Annotated in this window: 10 protein-coding genes; 2 read left to right on the forward strand and 8 right to left on the reverse strand. The window is 45.2% G+C overall.

Going from position 1 to position 14465, the window contains the following annotated elements:
* Positions 1 to 438 precede the first annotated feature (438 nt).
* Positions 439 to 2001, forward strand: coding sequence for a phosphoenolpyruvate carboxykinase (locus AC27EZ_RS09510; RefSeq protein WP_487135099.1), 1563 nt, complete (start codon positions 439 to 441; stop codon positions 1999 to 2001).
* Positions 2002 to 2350: 349 nt separating this feature from the next.
* Positions 2351 to 4753, forward strand: a complete 2403-nt coding sequence (locus AC27EZ_RS09515) for a TIM-barrel domain-containing protein (protein WP_487135100.1) — start codon at positions 2351 to 2353, stop codon at positions 4751 to 4753.
* Between the two features lie 25 nt (positions 4754 to 4778).
* On the opposite strand, the gene envZ is transcribed toward AC27EZ_RS09515, so the two are convergent.
* The 8 genes from envZ to purH form a co-directional block, all read right to left on the reverse strand.
* Positions 4779 to 6113, reverse strand: coding sequence for a two-component system sensor histidine kinase EnvZ (gene envZ, locus AC27EZ_RS09520; RefSeq protein WP_487135101.1), 1335 nt, complete (start codon positions 6111 to 6113; stop codon positions 4779 to 4781).
* Between the two features lie 48 nt (positions 6114 to 6161).
* Positions 6162 to 6884 carry an osmolarity response regulator transcription factor OmpR gene (gene ompR, locus AC27EZ_RS09525; protein WP_487135102.1) on the reverse strand — a complete coding sequence of 241 codons (723 nt, stop codon included), beginning with the start codon at positions 6882 to 6884 and terminating at the stop codon, positions 6162 to 6164.
* Positions 6885 to 7016: 132 nt separating this feature from the next.
* Complete coding sequence (locus tag AC27EZ_RS09530) at positions 7017 to 8111, reverse strand: DUF2855 family protein (protein WP_487135103.1); 1095 nt, start codon at positions 8109 to 8111, stop codon at positions 7017 to 7019.
* Between the two features lie 125 nt (positions 8112 to 8236).
* Entirely contained in the window at positions 8237 to 9142 is a 906-nt protein-coding gene (locus tag AC27EZ_RS09535; protein ID WP_487135104.1) for a phosphoribulokinase, read from the reverse strand.
* Positions 9143 to 9228: 86 nt separating this feature from the next.
* Complete coding sequence (locus AC27EZ_RS09540; protein ID WP_487135105.1) at positions 9229 to 10164, reverse strand: ion transporter; 936 nt, start codon at positions 10162 to 10164, stop codon at positions 9229 to 9231.
* Between the two features lie 162 nt (positions 10165 to 10326).
* Entirely contained in the window at positions 10327 to 11619 is a 1293-nt protein-coding gene (purD, locus tag AC27EZ_RS09545; protein ID WP_487135106.1) for a phosphoribosylamine--glycine ligase, read from the reverse strand.
* A gap of 27 nt (positions 11620 to 11646) precedes the next feature.
* Complete coding sequence (locus AC27EZ_RS09550; protein ID WP_487135107.1) at positions 11647 to 12462, reverse strand: class I SAM-dependent methyltransferase; 816 nt, start codon at positions 12460 to 12462, stop codon at positions 11647 to 11649.
* Positions 12463 to 12788: 326 nt separating this feature from the next.
* Positions 12789 to 14387, reverse strand: coding sequence for a bifunctional phosphoribosylaminoimidazolecarboxamide formyltransferase/IMP cyclohydrolase (purH, locus tag AC27EZ_RS09555; RefSeq protein WP_487135108.1), 1599 nt, complete (start codon positions 14385 to 14387; stop codon positions 12789 to 12791).
* Between the last annotated feature and the right edge of the window lie 78 nt (positions 14388 to 14465).

The raw sequence follows: 14465 nt of genomic DNA on the forward strand, positions 1-14465 counted from the left end.
GCTATAAACACAGACCATCGTCTCTACTACCTTCTCTCTAGCATGCTGATGCATGTTAGGGAGAGTATGCTGTATTATTCGTTATTGTGTGATTAGCTCAAAAGTTGCTTCACATTTGTTTAATAATTAATCGATTTTTGTTTTTCCCTCCTCCATTTTTTCGAGATTCTATTTTTTCGTAAGTGATTTTTTGTTATTTCAGCAGCACCTACAAGAAGCGTCTTGTCCGTAATATTCCGTTATAATTTGAAAAATAATGAATTTATATGCGGGTTAAACCTTTTCCTTGTAATTAAATTTCATTTTTTATGTAAGTTTGAGTGGGTTAATAACCACTATGTGTCATCAAAATGTTGCCTAAGCCTTGTTTACTTTACACTTAACCAAGTGATACTTTTTTGAAAGTGCTTTTGAAAAATTACAAAGAGGGTTACGGGTATGACGGCTGCAACTACATTAAAAACGGACTTGAAAATGTCCCCATTGGTTGATTTGTCCAGCGCTGAGCTGATTGAACGAGCAGTAAAGCGTGGGGAAGGTGTATTAGATAAAAACGGAGCATTGGTGGTAGAGACAGGCGAACGAACAGGTCGCTCACCAAACGACAGATTTATCGTGAAAGAATCGACAACTGAAAACGACATTGAATGGGGCAAAGTAAATAAACCATTTGATGCTGATAAGTTTGATGCATTGTGGGACCGCGTTGACGCTTACCTTTCTACCCAAGAACATTTTTTATCACACCTTGAAGTGGGTTCAGATCCTGAACATGCCCTTCCATTAGAAGTACGTACGCAAACGGCGTGGCAGCACGTTTTTGCTCGTAATCTTTTTATTATCCCAGAGCAATGGAACGTCAATGATCAACAGCCTTGGCAGATTCTTAATGTACCTGGCTTTACGTGTGATCCTGAACGTGACGGCACGAATAGTGATGGTACGGTAATCATTAACTTTGCTAAAAAGCGTGTACTTATTGCAGGTATGCGTTACGCCGGTGAAATGAAAAAAGCCATGTTCTCGGTTCAAAACTTCTTGTTACCGGCAAAAGACATTTTGCCTATGCATTGTTCAGCTAATGTTGGTGAAGAAGGCGATGTAACCCTCTTCTTCGGTTTATCTGGTACAGGTAAAACTACCTTATCGGCTGATCCTAAGCGCTTCCTTATTGGCGATGATGAGCATGGCTGGGCTCCTGGTAGTGTATTTAACATCGAAGGCGGTTGTTATGCGAAGTGTATCGATTTGTCTCAAAAGAACGAGCCAGTAATCTGGAACGCGATTAAATTTGGCACCATTTTAGAGAACGTCGTACTTGATGACTCTCGTACGCCTGATTATACCGACACGTCATTAACACAAAACTCTCGGGCTGCGTATCCTCTTGAGCACATTGAAAAGCGAGTTGAAGAAAACCGAGGTGGTGAACCCCGTTCAGTTGTCTTTCTAACTTGCGACGTAAGCGGTGTATTACCACCGGTGTCAGTATTGAGTGAAGAAGCGGCGGCATATCATTTCTTAAGCGGTTACACAGCAAAAGTTGGGTCAACTGAAATTGGCTCTACCAGCGATATTGAGTCGACGTTCTCTACGTGTTTTGGCGCACCGTTCTTCCCACGTCCTGCAGGCGTATACGCAGAGCTCTTAATTAAACGCGTTAAAACCTTTGGCGCTAAAGTGTACTTGGTTAATACCGGCTGGACCGGTGGCCCATACGGCACGGGGAGTCGTTTCGATATACCGACAACGCGCGCTATTGTTGATGCCATCGTATCCGGTGAGCTTGCTGACGTTGAAACCCAGCACATTGACGCACTAAATCTTGATGTGCCGGTTGCCATTCCTGGTGTAGACAGCAACTTGCTTGTGCCAAAAAATACATGGGCAGACAAAGCCAAGTATGACGAGTTTGCTTCAAATCTTGTGACTAACTTTAAAGCAAACTTTGAAAAATATGACGTGAGCGAAGCCATTAAAAAGGCTGGCCCAGGTAACTAATTCCCACGGTGTCGCAAGCTGGTGATAGGCTACTTGCTAGCGCCCAATGTGGAATAAAGGGGAACTGAACCCTCCCCCTTCCCAATGTTCGTCACAGATAACGTGATTGAATTTTTGCCCACGCAATGTCGTGGGCTTTTTTTCTTCTATGAATACGTATGTTTGTTTCGTTTTCGTAGCGCTATGGTTATGCTTTTGTTAATGATGTAATAATACGAGTGCACTAACCATGATGTGTGGCATCAAACAAAAGTGGGGACGCTTTTTCCAAACAAGCTTCCAAAGCAATAGCTTACAGAACACACCAATAAATCGAGTTTACATAGCCCCATCGCTTATAAACCAGATAATGGTTTTACTTATACTGGCCATTTTTTCATTTAATGCGGTTGCGCGGGTTACAGACTATGTCGTTGAAGACAGCGCGCTGTTATTACATACCGACACGAACACGCTGCGTGTTTCAGCCTTATCACAAAACAGTTTTTCGGTGACATATGAACAAGACGAGCATGTCAATTTACCCTCATTAGCCTTGCCTGCATCTTTAGTACAAAACACTTCCGTTACACTCGACACGCTTCCAGATAAATTGGTGTTTTCGGCCGGTGATGCCGCAGTGCATATCAACAGAGCATCCAATAAACTTAGCTTCTATCTTAATAATACTCTGATGACACAAGAGCGAAGCGGTTTATCAGTAGATAATGGGCGTGTACAGTTATCGATGCAATTAACGCCCGATGAAAAGCTTTATGGCGGCGGGCAGCGTGTGCTGGGGATGGACAGACGGGGCTATGCAATGCCGCTTTATAATAAAGCGCATTATGGTTACACGAGTGAATCTAATCAGATGTATTTTGGCTTATCGGCTGTGATGTCATCTAAAGGTTATAGTGTGCTGTTTGATAATACTGCATCAGGTGAGCTTGATATAGGAAAGGCCACACCAGACGAACTGCGGTTTCAGGCTGTATCAGGGAGAGCCAGCTATATCATTGTATTAGGTGAAACCATGGCAGAAACCATTAAAAATACGGTCTCTGTTACCGGTAAGCAGCCGCTCCCTCCTCGCTGGTTGTTAGGGAACTTTGCCTCTCGATTCGGGTACAAATCTCAGCAAGAGGTTACCGATGTAGTCCGCGCCTTCAATGAGCAAGACATTCCTCTTGATGCGGTGGTACTTGATCTTTATTGGTTTGGTAAAGACGTTAAAGGGCATATGGGGAATCTGTCGTGGGACCGTTCGACCTTCCCAGAGCCAGAAGCCATGATTGCGTCGCTCAAAAACCAAAACATAAAAACGGTATTGATCACAGAGCCTTTTATTCTGACTACCTCAAAACAATGGCAAAGCGCTGTCGATAACAATGCGTTAGCGCTCAACAGCGATGGTAAACCTTATACCTTCGACTTTTACTTTGGCAATACCGGATTGGTAGATGTGTTTAGTGATGCAGGTAAAGACTGGTTCTGGCAGTTCTATGAAAAACTGGCAGCGCAAGGCGTAGCAGGGTGGTGGGGAGATTTAGGTGAGCCTGAAGTGCATCCGGATGACACCATTCACTTATGGCAAACTAAAAAATTACCAGGCAAGGACAGTACAGGCGAATATGTTAGAGGCGATGCCATTCATAATGCTTACGGTCACAAGTGGGCGGAAGTGGTATTTACGCGGTTAACTGAACTGCAGCCCTACCAACGCCCGTTCGTATTGATGCGTTCTGGCTTTTTGGGCAGCCAGCGTTATGGCATGGTGCCATGGACCGGCGATGTTAGCCGCAGTTGGGGCGGTCTAAAGCCACAGGTAGAGCTTGCGCTTCAAATGAGTGTGTTTGGTATGGCTTATACTCACTCTGACTTGGGCGGCTTTGCTGGCGGCGATGCATTCGATGCGCAGCTATATACACGTTGGTTACAGTTTGGCACGTTCTCGCCGGTATTTCGTCCTCACGCGCAAGACTCAATCGCCCCCGAGCCAGTATTTCATGCCGACCCTGTAAAATCGATAGCACGACAGTTTATTAAACTGCGTTACGCGATGCTGCCTTATAATTACAGTTTAGCCTTTGAAAATGCGCTGTTTGGTACGCCGTTAATGCGACCACTTGGTATGATGCATGACGATGATGACTGGTTTGAAAATAGTCATAGTTACTATTGGGGAGATGCGCTTGTTGTATCGCCGGTTACCCAACCTGATGTTAGTACTTGGCCTGTAACCTTGCCGCCAGGGGTTTGGTTTGATTTTTTCAGTGATACTAAGTATCAAGGTGATCGCGAGGTGGCTTACCCGTTAACCGATAGCACGTTTCCTGTGTGGGTAAAGGCTGGCGCCTTCTTACCCATGAGCGAAAATTTATCACGCACCGAGCAATACAATGCCGCGTCTCTTACCGTTCACTACTGGCATGACGCGTCTGTAAACACGTCGCAATATTCCCTTTACGAAGATGATGGCGTCAACCCTAGCACGATAAATAAATCGCTGTTTTCTGAATTACAATTTACGGCATCAACCACTGAGTCAGACAGCACCGGGCTTATGTTGACGTTGAGCAGCGACGGGAGCTATGTAGGTATGCCGCAAACACGTGACATTGCGTGGGTGCTGCATGGATACGAGCACGCGCCGAAGGAAGTATTAGTAAATGGTAAGCCAATAACACCGCAGTGGGATGAATCAAAGAAAACCCTATCATTATCGGTGTTATACGACTATCAGCAACAACTCACTATCCATGTTTTATAAGATAAGAGGGGCGATTATCGCCCTTCTATTTTCGCTTCACCGTAGTGATGTCGACAGGAATATAAAACTCGGCTACTAAGCCTTGGTAAGGGTGGTTTCGCAGGCTAACTTGCCCGTCGTGCGCTTCAATAATACGTTTAATGATGGCAAGCCCTAAGCCTGAACCTGAAGAGCTACGGGCCTTGTTCCCTTGAACAAACGGCATAAACACATTGTCGAGTTCATGTTCGGGGATACCTGGGCCATAATCACGGACTTTGCAATAAACACGTTTTTCACTTTTATTGAAATAGGTCGAGATAACAATGTTGTCTGAGCCATAGCGAAAGGCGTTTTCGATTAAATTATCGATTACCCTTTTCATTGCAATACGACGCAGGGGTATCGATGGAATGGCGTTAAGTTTTAGCTCGATGTGATGAGTATCGTCTAACTGCCTTACCTGCATTAGCTCGTTAATAATTGTATTTAGCGCAATATCTTCTTTTACTTCCTCGCTATCATAGCGAGCATAGTCGATAAATTGATCGATAATCGCATTCATATCTTCTATGTCGTTTACGATCCCTTCTTTTATCCATTCCTGATCGTCTGGAAGCATTTCAGAGGCAAGCCGGATGCGTGTTAACGGTGTGCGAAGGTCGTGTGAAATCCCCGCTGTCATCAAGGTTCTATCGTGCTCAAGCTGCTTTATGCCTTGATTCATTCTATTGAAGGCGCGTGTTACTTGTCGCATTTCACTGCTGCCTTGCTCTTTAAGGGGTTGAGGGTGCTCCCCTTTGCCCACTAATACTGCGGCTTGTTGTAGAGCAGACAGTGGCATTGTCATGCGGCGTACAAACAGCCAACCACCTGCCACGCTTAATATTCCTATTACCATTAAGTACATCGTAAGGGGGGAGATATTCGCTTCATTTAGCCCGTCTATGGGGATCGCTATCCACGTGTCTGGATAGCGAGAAAGTGATATCCACACCGTGTAAGGCGATGCACTATCACTGACTTGCGACACCGTACTTATGCGAACGTCAGCCAACTGTTGTAATTGTTCGCTTACTTGCGATGACATAAAGCTATAGTATACCGCCGAGTCTAGCCCTTGGACTTTCGCCTGACTCCCTTCTAACACCTGAACTTGAGTACGGTCATAGTATCGTTGTCTACTGGCATCATTACTGACCAATAGATCATTAGCCAATACGCCTTTTACCTGCGTCGCTAACAGGCTATTTATTTGCTGGTAGCTAGGTTGAATGAAGTAATAAGTAACTGACACGTATGACACGATTTGATTAATCAGCAGTAATGCGCCAATCAACAGAACGGTTTGACCAAATGCGCTATGAGGAACTAAGCGCATAGTGTGTGCAGTCGTTGTAACGGGCGTACTTCACAAGGTGCCATGCAGCTATACATTTTCACCGTCTGGAACAAATACGTAACCTAACCCCCATACCGTTTGAATATAGCGCGGATTTGCTGGGTCTTTTTCTAACATGCGTCGCAGCCGTGATACTTGAACGTCAATACTGCGTTCTAGCGCACTGTAATCTCTTCCTCTTGCTAAGTTCATCAACTTGTCGCGAGATAGCGGCTCACGGGGGTGTGTGACGAGCGATTTTAAAACCGCGAATTCACCACTCGTTAAAGTCAAAGGGGTATCGCCTGCGGTCATTTCGCGGGTGGCAAGGTTTAGCTTATACTCGCCAAACTCAATCATTTGAATATCTTTAGACGGTGCACCAGGCGCTTCGCTGCTGCGACGTCGTAATACCGCTTTCGCGCGAGCAAGCAGTTCACGAGGGTTAAACGGTTTGGGAAGGTAATCGTCTGCGCCCATTTCTAGCCCAATAATTCGGTCTACTTCATCGCCTTTGGCGGTCAGCATAATAATGGGGAGTTCACTGCCAGTCTGTCGTAATCGACGGCATATAGAAAGGCCATCTTCGCCGGGTAACATCAGGTCAAGTACCATCAAATGAAAGTTTTCACGCTCCAACAAGCGGTCCATTTGCTCAGCATTGGCTGCGCTTCTTACCTGATAACCTTGCTCTACTAAATAGCGTTCCAACAAGCTTCGTAAGCGCATGTCATCATCAACTACAAGAATTTTAGAGGTTTCCTGACCCATAACCATACCTTTGATATTTCTTTTGATTCACTATAACCACAAGCAGGCAAATACAAAAGAAGGGATTACTGTTATGTAGTCCCCTCTTTGTTACAAATGGTGTCAGTATTTACATACTGGGCAAGCGATAAGCTAAAACTTTACCACATTAAGTGATTTTGTATTTGCCGAGCCGGTAAGCGTATCAAGGTACAATGCGACAATAGCATCGCTGCCGGTATGCGCTTCTTCTGTAAAGGTATCGTGAAGTGTGGTTGCAAAACCTTGCCATGCAGCTGCATACTTTGCCAAGAAGCCTTCGTGCCCCCATTCGCTCTGGCGCAATTTCACACGTGATGGCGCAAAGAAGATTTCGGCGCTTAATGCTTTAGGGTTGGGTTTCTCTTGTGCTTTCCAATCTGTTGCGCCAATAAGGGTGACATTGGCTAGCTTGTCGCCAAGGGTTTCAGTTAGGTTGTTTATTAATGTGCCGTTTGCCGCAAAGTCGAGAAGCCAGTAGTTATCATTAGTGTCTAGCGTGGTTAAATCGTCATAGCTATAAACTTCGTCATAGCATCCCGTTGCCTTAACCATTTCAACATTGTGCGAAGAGGTAAGCCCAATGACTTTATAATTCGCATTGCGTGCGCCTTTTTGTGTTTTTAATAATTGCGCTGTGCCTAATGCAGTTTTACTTGATGCGCTAGATAACAGTAACGACTCACCTTTCGATAATTCAGCGACATAGTCATCAAGAACAAATGATGTCATAAACAATGGCCTAAAGTTGAGCTGCCACGGCTCACGCTGTGGATTATAACCGGGGTCTGTAGCGCAACGGAGATACTGGTCGTAAACCGGGCTAATACTCTTTCGCTTTTCATGAATATCAGAAAACCCATGTGGTGCGACTTTGCCTGCTTTTATTATCCAGTGAGTTGCCATTGGAAGGTAGCCGAACACTTTTTCGCCTACCTTAATATCAGGGTGATTAGACGCTTTAACCGTAGCAAAGCCCCACACGGGCACAATACCGAAGCCGTCATCAGCGGGGAAAAAACCCCAGTAGCCCATTTTGAAACCGAGGGCAGCATAGGTAATATTATTGGCTGAGAAGCCAAAGCTGTCGGTTTCAAGCACGACTTCATCTTGCAAAAGTGTGTCAATAGAAAGGGGAAGCTCAACCACTTTGGTGTCATCGAGCTGGCTTTGATTTATCCAAATTTGGGTACTATTTACAGTTGTCATGTTGTCTTACCTGGCGATAATTTTAGTTACCATGACGTATTTGCCGCAATATTACGACTTACAGTTGTAAATATATTGTTATAGAAGATAAGAATACAACAAAAGAGGCACTAAGTTGCAGGCCGCTATTCCTCGTTACTCAACCAGTCCATCTGATGACCTGCACGGCGTTTCTTATTAAGAATGTCTTCAAGAAGAGGGGATAAAATAAGCTCCATGGCTAGCCCCATTTTGCCGCCTGGTACAACAAGGGTATTAATACGCGACATAAAGGCGCCGTCGATCATTTTAAGCAGGTAAGGGTAATCAACATTTTTCATTTCGCGCCTAAACCGCACAACCACGAAGCTTTCGTCTTGCGTAGGGATTTCTCTCGCACTGAAAGGGTTAGAGGTATCTACTGTGGGTACACGCTGGAAGTTAACGTGGGTACGTGAAAACTGCGGTGTGATGTAATGAAAGTAATCATCAAGACCCCGGACAATGCTGCTCATTACTGCTTCACGAGAATGCCCGCGGTCGGTAGTGTCACGAACGATTTTCTGTATCCATTCAAGGTTTACAATAGGAACCATGCCGACCAGTAAATCAACATGCTTGGCAACGTCGTTTTCTTCTGTTTTTACGCCGCCGTGAAGGCCCTCATAAAATAATAAGTCGGTATTTTGAGGTAAGTCTTGCCATGGCGTAAACGTGCCAGGCATTTGATTAAACGGTACCGCTTCGTCGAACGTGTGCAGGTATTGTCTGAATTGACCTGAGCCAGAGCTTCCGTATTCTCTAAACAGGGTTTCTAATAGCTCGAAGTCATTTGCTTTCGGCCCAAAGTAGCTAATATGCCGACCTTGCTCTTGCGCTTTACGGATTTCTACTTCCATCTCTGGACGGGTAAAGCGGTGAAAGCTATCGCCGCCTACAATTGCTGCATTCACACTGAGGTTTCGAAAAATGTGACGAATGGCGTTCGTGGTGGTGGTAGTACCCGCACCAGAAGAGCCTGTTATAGCAATAATAGGGTGTTTTACAGACATAGGAATTCTATTAGGGAATGACGGATACTAGTTATAAGCTGATGGGCAGCAAGAATCAAGTCGAAGGACATATAGTTTTATAACCGTCACTTATTTTCATTGTTATGGTGATGCTGCAATAAACGAACAATAAGTCGCGCTTCTTCTTCATCTAAATCTAAAAGGTCACGTACTCGGTTTATGTGGCTAAGGTCATGTGTACTTAGTTTCCCATCATCAAGTGCGATACGTACTGTGTCTTTAAACCTATCTCTTTTAAGCTGCATTTGCGCAGTAAAGCTAGATGACAAAATACCCGCAGGCAATGCATAAAAACAAATACCCATTACCGTGATGAGCCCCCCAAATACTTTTCCTAAAGCTGTTACTGGTACTGCATCGCCGTAACCTACAGTGGTTAGCGTAACCAGGGCCCACCATAGTGATGCCGGAATGCTGCTAAACACATTGGGTTGTGCGTTATGTTCTATATAGTAAATGCAGGTGGCGGCAATAACGGTAAAAACAAGTAGCACGCTAACCGCCGCTAACAAGCTATGCGACTCATTACGTATCACCGTGATCAAGGTTTGCATTGAGCGTGAATAGCGACCAATTTTCAAAATGCGCAACACCCTAAATACACGAAGAATACGCAGGTCAAATACAAAAAAGACGCTGAGATAGAAGGGGAGTATGGCCATGAGATCGACAATGGCCATTGGGCTTTTTATATAATGCCAACGCTTTGCCCAAGCACTCACGTTGTTCAGCTCAGTATTGCTATGGACAGGGGCCGCTGCGCTGCTATAAACCCGCACAGCGTATTCAATGGTAAATAAAACCACAGAAACCACTTCAATAAGGTGCAGCTCGTAAGACCATACTTTTGCCACCTCAGGGACCGTTTCTAGCATCATGGCGGCCACATTAATTAGCACAAGACAGATCAGCATCCAATCGAAGGCTTTGCTTAATGCCTTGTGTTGTTGGGCATCGCTAGAGGCGGTGACGATGTTATAACACGTACTCTGAAGTGACATAAAAAACTTGGCGTAAAGAACCTGCTTATTACTCTAGCAACAATTAGAGCGTAAGCCAAAAAAGTAGGTGGCCAAAAGGGTTATAGAATGGCTGACATAATGACAAAAAACGCGGCACTAGGCCGCGTTTTGTTGTTTTATTAACCGCTGTTGGCTACAACGTTATTTCGCTTCTGCTTCCCGCGCAATCGCACGATAAGCAATATCATTGCGGTAATATACATCTTTGAACTGAATAGTCTTTAGTAATTCATACGCTTTTTGCTGTGCTTCTGTCACGTTGTTACCCAGTGCTGTTGCGCACAATACGCGGCCGCCTGAGGTGACGATGTTGCCGTCTTGTAGTGCGGTACCAGCATGGAATACTTTTCCGTCTAGCGCTGAAGCTTCGTCGAAACCGGTGATCACATCGCCTTTATTATAGCTTCCAGGATAGCCACCTGCCGCAAGAACCACGCCTACTGCAGCTCGCTCATCAAACTCGATGGTTTTGCCTGCTAACTCGCCTTTGCATGCGGCTTGACACAGTGGGACCAAGTTAGACTTCAAGCGAAGCATAATTGGCTGGGTTTCTGGGTCGCCAAATCGACAGTTGTATTCAATCACTTTGGGTGTGCCGTCTGACATAATCATTAGGCCCGCGTATAGAAAGCCGACATAGTCATTACCTTCTGCGGCCATGCCATTAACGGTAGGCATAATAACGTCGCGCATGACACGGTCGTGAATGTCAGGGGTTACAACAGGTGCTGGAGAATAGGCTCCCATGCCACCGGTATTCGGGCCTTTGTCCCCATCAGCTGCACGCTTATGATCCTGACTGGTTGCAAAAGGTAATACATTTTTACCGTCGACCATGACAATGAAAGAGGCTTCTTCACCATCAAGGAATTCTTCTATGACTACTCGGCTACCTGCTTCGCCAAACGCATTACCTGCTAGCATGTCACGAATGGCGTCTTCTGCTTCTTGCAATGTCATTGCAACAATAACGCCTTTACCTGCGGCCAAACCATCGGCTTTCACAACAATAGGCGCGCCCTTTTCTCGTACATAAGCAATAGCAGGGTCGATATCGGTGAAGTTTTGATACTCCGCCGTAGGAATATTATGGCGTGCTAAAAAATCTTTCGTAAAGGCTTTTGAGCCTTCAAGCTGCGCGGCAGCTTGCGTAGGCCCAAATATCATTAACCCTTCGTTAGTGAACGTATCAACAACACCGGCAACAAGCGGCGCTTCTGGTCCCACAATGGTAAGTTCAACATTGTTGCCTTTGGCAAACGACACTAAACCTGCAATGTCATTAACATCAATAGCAACATTTTCAAGTTTTGGTTCGGTTGCCGTTCCCGCATTACCAGGTGCGACAAACACGGTTGAAACATCAGAAGACTGCGCCGCGTTATACGCTAGCGCATGTTCGCGGCCACCGCCGCCAATTACAAGTACGTTCATTAACTGTTCCGTTTATACGTTGGGTTTTTACGAATTAGGTTTTACAAATTTAAGTGTCATTCTATTGCTCTCGCCGATGGCAAGATACATTGCTCTGTCTTGGTCGTCGAGTGCTAACCGTGGTGGTAATGTCCACACACCTTTAGGGTGGTCTGCGGTATCCATTGGGTTAGCATTAACATCGCTGCTCGCTTCAAGCACAAAGCCTGCTTTTTCTGCGGCTGCAACCACATATGAGCGCTTCATATAACCACTCTTTTTCATCGCTTCATCGTCTGCACTTTCAGGTAGCTCATGTTCCACTACACCCAATACGCCGCCTGGCTTAAGGGCGTTAAAAAACGCACCAAATGCATTGTCGATACCTTTATCGCCGTGGCGCATGTACCAGTTATGAACATTGCGAAACGTCAGTACCATGTCGGCACTACCTGCTTTTGCTACATCAAGTGCTTTAATGGGGTCAAAGGCTGTCACTACTGCGCCTTCGTATTTCATGCCCGCTTTAGTATTTTCTTTGAAGCCATTAAGTGATTTTTTGTAGTAATCGTTTGTCGACTCGTCAACATAATAATGTGCAGCAACATATTGGCCGTTGCCTTTCACTACCGCATTCAGAATATCGGCATACCAACCACCACCTGGCGATATCTCTATCACGGTCATATCTGGCGTTAAACCAAAGAAGCGCAGTGTTTGCTGAGGGTTACGGTATTCGTCGCGAACTTTGGCTTTCGCTGAGCGTATGTCGCTCATTGCTGCGTCTGATATCGCGTCTGCATTGGCATAACTTGCCGTCATTCCAAGGGCAGCTACAAGGGCGAGTTGGGCTAATCTTTTCATTATTATTTCCTTTTTCTGTCTAGGGCTAATTTGTAATTACGTTAACAGTATTACTACAAATATCCAAAATCAGATTAAGCCTAACAGCTAACCATGACAGTCAGCCGACAACCAGCATGATATTTCGCCCGTCTGTCGCTTAATGTGTCACGTTCACGGGGAATGAAAATACACAGTATGAACCATAAAAGTGCGTAAAACGATGCACAAGATTATGCAAACATCCGCTATGGCATTGATACCATAGCGGAGTCGTTATTATAGTGAGCAGTATATAATGCAAGTTTGTTATGCAATTGCATGCATGTACCGCGCACCATTTGCGATTAATGGCGGAAGTGACGCATACCCGTGAACACCATGGCGATGCCATGTTCATCAGCTGCCGCAATCACTTCTTGATCGCGCATTGAGCCACCGGGTTGAATAACCGCTTTAATCCCGGCTTCAGCCGCTGCATCTATACCATCACGGAATGGGAAGAACGCATCAGAAGCCATAACAGAACCTGCTACTTCCAAGTTCTCATCAGCCGCTTTAATGCCAGCAATTTTAGCAGAATAAACGCGACTCATTTGACCCGCGCCCACGCCAATCGTCATGCCGTCTTTGCAGTATACAATGGCATTAGATTTTACGTATTTTGCTACTTTCCAGCAGAACATCAGGTCGCGCAGTTCATCTTCCGTTGGTTGGCGCTTTGTGACAACTTCAAGGTCATCCATTTCGACCATACCGAAGTCGCGTTCTTGCACCAACAAACCACCGTTAACGCGTTTAAAGTCGTAGCCATCGGTAAGTTGCCCAGCCCAATCACCACAAACAAGCAAACGAACGTTTTTCTTCGCGCTGACAATATCTTTTGCTTCATCACTTACCGTTGGAGCGATAATAACTTCAACAAATTGACGGTCTACAATGGCTTGAGCGGTAGCGGCATCTAATTCACGGTTAAAGGCGATGATGCCACCAAACGCTGATGTAGGGTCTGTCTTGAACGCACGATCGTATGCACTTAATAAGTCATCGCCAATGGCCACACCACAAGGGTTAGCATGCTTAACAATGACACAGGCTGGCTCGTTGAATTCTTTAACACATTCTAGCGCAGCATCAGTATCGGCAATATTGTTAAAAGATAACTCTTTACCCTGAAGCTGTGTTGCAGTGGCAACTGATGCTTCTTGAACGTTGTTCTCAACATAAAACGCAGCGCTTTGATGGCTATTTTCACCGTAACGAAGGTCTTGTTTTTTGGTTACTTGAACATTGTAAGTACGTGGGAATTCGCTGTGATGATGGTCACATTCATCTTCACAGTCAACACTATCAATACGTGCACCAAAGTAGTTGGCAATCATGCCGTCGTATTCAGCAGTATGCTCGAATGCTTTAATGGCTAAATCGAAACGGGTTTGATATTTAAGCGAACCGTCATTATCTGACATTTCAGCAAGTACGCGGCCGTAATCAGACGCATTCACAACAATGGTGACGTCTTTATGGTTTTTCGCTGCTGCGCGAACCATCGTCGGCCCACCAATATCGATATTCTCGATAGCATCTTCTAGGGTACACCCTTCTTTAGCCACAGTGGCTGCGAATGGATAAAGATTAACAACCACTAAATCGATAGGCGCAATATTGTTTTCGTCCATAACCGCTTCATCAATACCACGGCGCGCAAGAATACCGCCATGAATTTTAGGATGTAGTGTTTTTACGCGACCGGCCATAATCTCAGGGTGGCCAGTATGGTCAGATACTTCTTTTACTGGAAGGCCCGCATCGGCAAGTAGCTTTGCAGTACCGCCCGTTGACAGAAGTTCTACCCCAGCGTTATGCAGCGCGTTGGCGAAGTCGAGGATACCGGTTTTATCAGAAACACTTAAAAGAGCACGTTTAATAGGTTTTGGAGTTTGCATAAATGTATAAGCTTCAAAGTTGTAGTGTTGAAACAAAAAGAGCACCGTTTGGTGCTCTTTACAGGGCAATGCCCTTAG

The organism is Alteromonas sp. 4NH20-0056 (genome assembly GCF_057539655.1).

Coding starts and splice junctions, on each gene's coding strand:
- AC27EZ_RS09550 (WP_487135107.1), bottom strand. CDS start 12,462: ATGAAAAGATTAGCCCAACTCGCCCTTGTAGCTGCCCTTGGAATGACG.
- AC27EZ_RS09530 (WP_487135103.1), bottom strand. CDS start 8,111: ATGACAACTGTAAATAGTACCCAAATTTGGATAAATCAAAGCCAGCTC.
- AC27EZ_RS09515 (WP_487135100.1), top strand. CDS start 2,351: ATGGTTTTACTTATACTGGCCATTTTTTCATTTAATGCGGTTGCGCGG.
- purH (WP_487135108.1), bottom strand. CDS start 14,387: ATGCAAACTCCAAAACCTATTAAACGTGCTCTTTTAAGTGTTTCTGAT.
- purD (WP_487135106.1), bottom strand. CDS start 11,619: ATGAACGTACTTGTAATTGGCGGCGGTGGCCGCGAACATGCGCTAGCG.
- AC27EZ_RS09535 (WP_487135104.1), bottom strand. CDS start 9,142: ATGTCTGTAAAACACCCTATTATTGCTATAACAGGCTCTTCTGGTGCG.
- AC27EZ_RS09540 (WP_487135105.1), bottom strand. CDS start 10,164: ATGTCACTTCAGAGTACGTGTTATAACATCGTCACCGCCTCTAGCGAT.
- ompR (WP_487135102.1), bottom strand. CDS start 6,884: ATGGGTCAGGAAACCTCTAAAATTCTTGTAGTTGATGATGACATGCGC.
- envZ (WP_487135101.1), bottom strand. CDS start 6,113: ATGCGCTTAGTTCCTCATAGCGCATTTGGTCAAACCGTTCTGTTGATT.
- AC27EZ_RS09510 (WP_487135099.1), top strand. CDS start 439: ATGACGGCTGCAACTACATTAAAAACGGACTTGAAAATGTCCCCATTG.